Origin of the sequence: Streptomyces sp. NPDC056222 (assembly GCF_042264065.1) — a bacterium.
In the GTDB taxonomy this organism is placed as follows: domain Bacteria; phylum Actinomycetota; class Actinomycetes; order Streptomycetales; family Streptomycetaceae; genus Streptomyces.
Genome location: NZ_JBHJTL010000182.1, coordinates 1 through 5,233, shown reverse-complemented (window position 1 = coordinate 5,233; position 5,233 = coordinate 1). Strand labels below are relative to the sequence as shown.

3 protein-coding genes and 1 pseudogene are annotated in these 5,233 nt (G+C 69.2%); 1 reads left to right on the top strand and 3 read right to left on the bottom strand.

From position 1 onward, the window contains the following. Nucleotides 1-309 precede the first annotated feature (309 nt). Nucleotides 310-1,935 (top strand): annotated as a pseudogene (locus ACFC0D_RS38050) (CBM35 domain-containing protein); the annotation flags it as partial. A gap of 184 nt (nucleotides 1,936-2,119) precedes the next feature. On the opposite strand, the gene ACFC0D_RS38045 reads toward ACFC0D_RS38050, so the two are convergent. The 3 genes from ACFC0D_RS38045 to groL all read right to left on the bottom strand — a co-directional run bounded on the left by ACFC0D_RS38045 (nucleotide 2,120) and on the right by groL (nucleotide 4,928). Beyond that, the gene (locus ACFC0D_RS38045; RefSeq protein ID WP_376446572.1) at nucleotides 2,120-2,665 is read right to left on the bottom strand and encodes a GNAT family N-acetyltransferase; all 546 of its coding nucleotides are present in this window, start codon (nucleotides 2,663-2,665) and stop codon (nucleotides 2,120-2,122) included. After that, on the bottom strand, nucleotides 2,662-3,129 hold the full coding sequence (locus ACFC0D_RS38040; RefSeq protein WP_376446569.1) for an SRPBCC family protein: 468 nt from the start codon (nucleotides 3,127-3,129) through the stop codon (nucleotides 2,662-2,664). The genes ACFC0D_RS38045 and ACFC0D_RS38040 overlap by 4 nt, the downstream gene beginning before the upstream one ends. A gap of 170 nt (nucleotides 3,130-3,299) precedes the next feature. Next, nucleotides 3,300-4,928 carry a chaperonin GroEL gene (groL, locus tag ACFC0D_RS38035; RefSeq protein ID WP_376446567.1) on the bottom strand — a complete coding sequence of 543 codons (1,629 nt, stop codon included), beginning with the start codon at nucleotides 4,926-4,928 and terminating at the stop codon, nucleotides 3,300-3,302. Nucleotides 4,929-5,233: the final 305 nt, after the last annotated feature.

Sequence of the window (5,233 nt, the reverse complement as noted above, 5' to 3'; positions counted from 1 at the left end):
GGGTGAAGCGAAGCGCAATCGGCGAAGCCGACGCGACCGCAGGGAGCGCCCTTGACGCACCGCCTCCGGTCGCCACACTCGGAACGAGGGCGGCCGAACCAGAAGCCCACAAGAACCACCAGGCCAGGCCCCTCAGAAACCCGAAGCCAGCGCCCCCACCCGGGCCGACCCCTAAGGACTCACCGTTCAGCTACCTGAACAGCAATCACACACACAACCCTTGACGCCCTCGCAGCCGCACCCCTAGCTTCCGGGGAAAGCGCTTTCCCGTCCAGTCCCGGAACGCCATCACTCCCTCCCGGAGCCCCCATGCATCTGCGACCCGTCACCCCCACCACCCGGTTAGCCACCACCATCCGCGCCCTCAAACTCACCCCCACCACCCTCGCCCTCACCCTCACACTCACCCCCGCCACCCTCGCCGTCGCCCTCACACTCACCACCCCCACCCCAGCCCACGCCGCATCCGCCCTCCACGAGGCCGAGGCCTCCCCCGCCGTCTGCACCGGGACCCTGGACTCCGACTGGGGCGGCTTCACCGGCAGCGGCTTCTGCAACGGGACCAACGCCGTCGGCGCCGCCTCCCAGTTCACGGTGAACGTCCCCGCCGCCGGTACCGCCACCCTGGCCGTCCGGTTCGCCAACGGCACCACCACCCGTCCCGCAGGCGTCGTCGTCAACGGATCCACCGTCCAGACGCCCTCGTTCGAGGCCACCGGCGCCTGGTCCACCTGGTCGACCAAGACCCTGACCGTCACCCTGAACGCCGGCAGCAACACCATCCGGCTCTCCCCCACCACCGCCGCCGGTCTCCCCAACATCGACTCCCTGAACGTCACGACGGCCGACGGCCCGCCACCCACGGCCGCCGCACTGTACGTCGCCCCGAACGGCACGGACAGCGCGTCCGGCAGTCAGTCCGACCCGACGACGCTCATCTCCGCGATCAGCCGCGTCGGCGCCGGCGGGACGATCTACCTCCGCGGCGGCACGTACCGTCACTCCACGACGATCACCGTCCCCCCGACCAACAACGGCACCGCCACCGCCCGCAAGACGCTCTCCGCCTACCCGGGCGAGACCCCGGTGCTGGACTTCTCCGCCATGGCCGAGGACCCGGCCAACCGCGGCCTCGCCCTGAACGGCTCGTACTGGCACGTCAACGGCATCGTTGTGGAACGAGCCGGCGACAACGGGATCCTCGTCGGAGGCAGCAACAACGTCATCGAGCGCACGGTCACCCGCTTCAACCGCGACACCGGACTGCAGCTCTCGCGGATCGCCTCCTCCACCCCCCGCGAGCAGTGGCCATCGGACAATCTGATCCTGAGCGCCGAGTCGCACGACAACGCCGACTCCGACGGCGAGGACGCCGACGGCTTCGCCGCGAAGCTCACCGTCGGCTCGGGGAACGTCTTCCGGTACGCCGTGTCCCACCACAACATCGACGACGGCTGGGACCTCTACACCAAGACGGACACCGGTCCCATCGGCCCGGTGACCATCGAGGACTCCCTCGCGTACGACAACGGCACCCTCAGCGACGGCTCCCAGGCCGGCAACGGCGACCGCAACGGCTACAAGCTCGGCGGCGAGGACATCGAGGTCGACCACGTCGTCCGGCGCAGCATCGCCTTCCACAACGGCAAGCACGGCTTCACGTACAACAGCAACCCGGGCACGATCACGATGTCGAGCAACATCAGCATCGACAACGCCCAGCGCAACTACACCTTCGACGCCGGCACTTCGGTGTTCCGGAGCAACACCTCCTGCCGCTCCACCACCACCGGGACGAACGACCGGACCATCGGTGACGTCGACGGCTCGAACCAGTTCTGGTCCGGCTCGAACGGCTCCCGCTGCTCGTCGTACGCGGGCGCCCTGAGCTGGTCCTACGCCACCGACGGCCGCCTCGCTGTGTCCTTCGGCGGCCGACCCGCGTACGTCAGCACCCACCTCGCCGCCACACCCACCTCGCCGCCACACCCACCTCGCCGCCACACCCCCCTCGCCGCCACACCCCCCTCGCCGCCACACCCGCCTCGCCGCCACACCCCCTCGCCGCCACACCCGCCACACCCGCCCGGCCGACACATCCGTCAAGCCGACACAACCGTCAACCAGCCGCCCGCCGCACCCGCCCGTACATCACCATGTCCCGCCGCTCCCCGCCCACTTCCTGCCAGGACCGCAGCACTCCCTCCCGTACGTACCCCACCCGTTCCGCCGTCCGGATCGAGGCCTCGTTCCAGGGCTCAACGAGCAACTGGAGGCGCGGGATGCCCAGTTCGTCGAACGCCCAATCGGTCACCGCCGTCAGCGCCGCCCCCGCCGCGCCCTCGCCGCGGCAGGACGGGACGATCCAGTAGCCGAGGGTGGCGCGGCCCTCGGGGAGTTCGCGGAGCCAGAGTCCGATCATGCCCACGGCACGCGCGTCACGGCGGCGGACGATGACGAAGGGGTAGCCGGCGGCGTTCTCCGCACGGGCCCACTGGCGGCGGACGAACCCCTCGCCCTCCGTCTCCGAGTACACCGGCGGGACGGTGGTGATCAGCGGGATGTACGGGTCCGTCGACGCCTCCTCCAGGAGTGGCAGGTCGGCCCGCTCCCAGCGGCGCAGTTCGAAGGCCCCGGCCGCCAGCCGGGGAACGATGAGGCTCACATCGTCCGAAGGTACGCGGCCAGGCGGTCGTACTCCTCTTTCACCCCGTCCTCCATCCCGGTGGCCAATGCCTGGTCCCGGATCTCCATGGACGGCCAGAGCGACGTGCTCGTGAGGGCCGTGCCACCGTCCGGGGTGTCGTCGAAGGTGAGGGTCACGTGCACGGGCGGGCCGGGCATGAGCTCGAAGTTCTCCGTGTAGACGAGGCGCTCGTTCGGGACGATCTCCTCGTACGTCCCGAAGAAGACGATCTCCTGTCCGTCCGGCGCCCGCTGTCCCCAGCGCCAGGCTCCGCCGACCCGGAGATCGACGTCGGCGACCGTCGTGGTCAGCGCGGCGATCCCGTACCACTGGCGGACGTGCTCGGACGTCGTCCACGCCTCCCAGACGCGGGCGGGCGGGGCGTCGAAGGTTCGGGTGATGACCAGCTCGCGGTCGGTGGGTGTCGTCAGCAGCGTGATCATGGAACGCTCCCGCCGTGGGGGATCCGGCCGTGCGGGATCCGTCAGGGGTCCTCCCACCAGCATCACCCCGAACGCCCGAGGGCGGCACCCGCAGACAGCCCGAGGGCGGTACCCCGGCAAGGAGTACCGCCCTCGGTCGCGTACAGCGAGGAACTACCGATCCGGAAGGATCAGAAGTCCATGTCACCGCCCGGCATGCCGCCCGGAGCGGCCGCGCCGGCCTTCTCGGGCTTGTCGGCGATGACGGCCTCGGTGGTGAGGAACAGCGCGGCGATGGAGGCCGCGTTCTGCAGGGCAGAGCGCGTCACCTTCGCCGGGTCGATGATGCCCTCGGCGATGAGGTCCACGTACTCGTTGGTCGCGGCGTTCAGGCCGTGGCCGACGGGCAGGTTGCGGACCTTCTCCGCCACGACGCCACCCTCGAGGCCGGCGTTGACGGCGATCTGCTTCAGCGGGGCCTCGAGGGCCAGCTTCACGATGTTCGCGCCCGTGGCCTCGTCACCCGTGAGGTCGGCCTCGAGCTTCTCGAAGACGTTCGACGCCTGGAGCAGGGCCACGCCACCACCGGCGACGATGCCCTCCTCGACGGCCGCCTTCGCGTTGCGAACGGCGTCCTCGATGCGGTGCTTGCGCTCCTTGAGCTCGACCTCGGTCGCGGCACCGGCCTTGATGACCGCAACACCGCCGGCGAGCTTCGCCAGGCGCTCCTGCAGCTTCTCGCGGTCGTAGTCGCTGTCCGAGTTCTCGATCTCGGCACGGATCTGGTTGACGCGACCGGCAACCTGGTCGCTCTCGCCGGAGCCGTCGACGATCGTGGTCTCGTCCTTGGTGATGACGACCTTGCGGGCGCGGCCCAGCAGGTCCAGGCCGGCGTTCTCGAGCTTGAGACCGACCTCCTCGGAGATGACCGTGCCGCCCGTGAGGATGGCGATGTCGTTCAGCATGGCCTTGCGGCGGTCGCCGAAGCCCGGAGCCTTGACCGCGACGGACTTGAAGGTGCCGCGGATCTTGTTGACGACCAGGGTCGACAGGGCCTCGCCCTCGACGTCCTCGGCGATGATCAGCAGGGGCTTGCCCGACTGCATGACCTTCTCCAGGAGCGGGAGCAAGTCCTTCACGGAGGAGATCTTGGAGTTGACGATCAGGATGTACGGGTCGTCCAGGGACGCCTCCATACGCTCCATGTCGGTGGCGAAGTACGCCGAGATGTAGCCCTTGTCGAAGCGCATACCCTCGGTGAGCTCCAGCTCCAGACCGAAGGTCTGGGACTCCTCGACGGTGATGACGCCTTCCTTGCCGACCTTGTCCATCGCCTCGGCGATGAGCTCGCCGATCTGGGTGTCGGCGGCGGAGATGGAGGCCGTGGAAGCGATCTGCTCCTTGGTCTCGACATCCTTCGCCTGCTCGAGCAGGGCGCCCGAGACGGCCTCGACGGCCTTCTCGATGCCGCGCTTGAGGGCCATCGGGTTGGCGCCGGCCGCCACGTTGCGCAGGCCCTCGCGGACGAGCGCCTGGGCGAGGACGGTCGCGGTGGTCGTACCGTCACCGGCGACGTCGTCCGTCTTCTTGGCGACTTCCTTGACCAGCTCGGCGCCGATCTTCTCGTACGGGTCCTCGAGCTCGATCTCCTTGGCGATGGAAACACCATCGTTGGTGATCGTGGGGGCGCCCCACTTCTTCTCGAGGACGACGTTCCGGCCCTTGGGGCCAAGGGTGACCTTGACGGCGTCGGCGAGCTGGTTCATCCCGCGCTCGAGACCGCGCCGTGCCTCCTCGTCGAACGCGATGATCTTGGCCATGTGAAGTGGTCCTCCCGGACATGGGGTGGATAACGCTCCAGGACCGCGCCGACGCCCGCGACGGACGGCCTGCGAGCCCGGCGGTTCCTTGCCCCACCTGGCCGCGGACCTCGTCTGCCCGATCCTCGTAAGCACTCTCACCTTCAGAGTGCTAACGCCAATGATTAGCACTCGGCCCATGCGAGTGCAAGCGACTCCCACAGATCGAGAGACGGTCCGCGCCTCTTCCCGCACACGCGCGAGGGGTGCGCCACCAGGTGAGGATGGGGAACCCCCCCCACGAAGAAAACGGGGAGGCGGTCGCG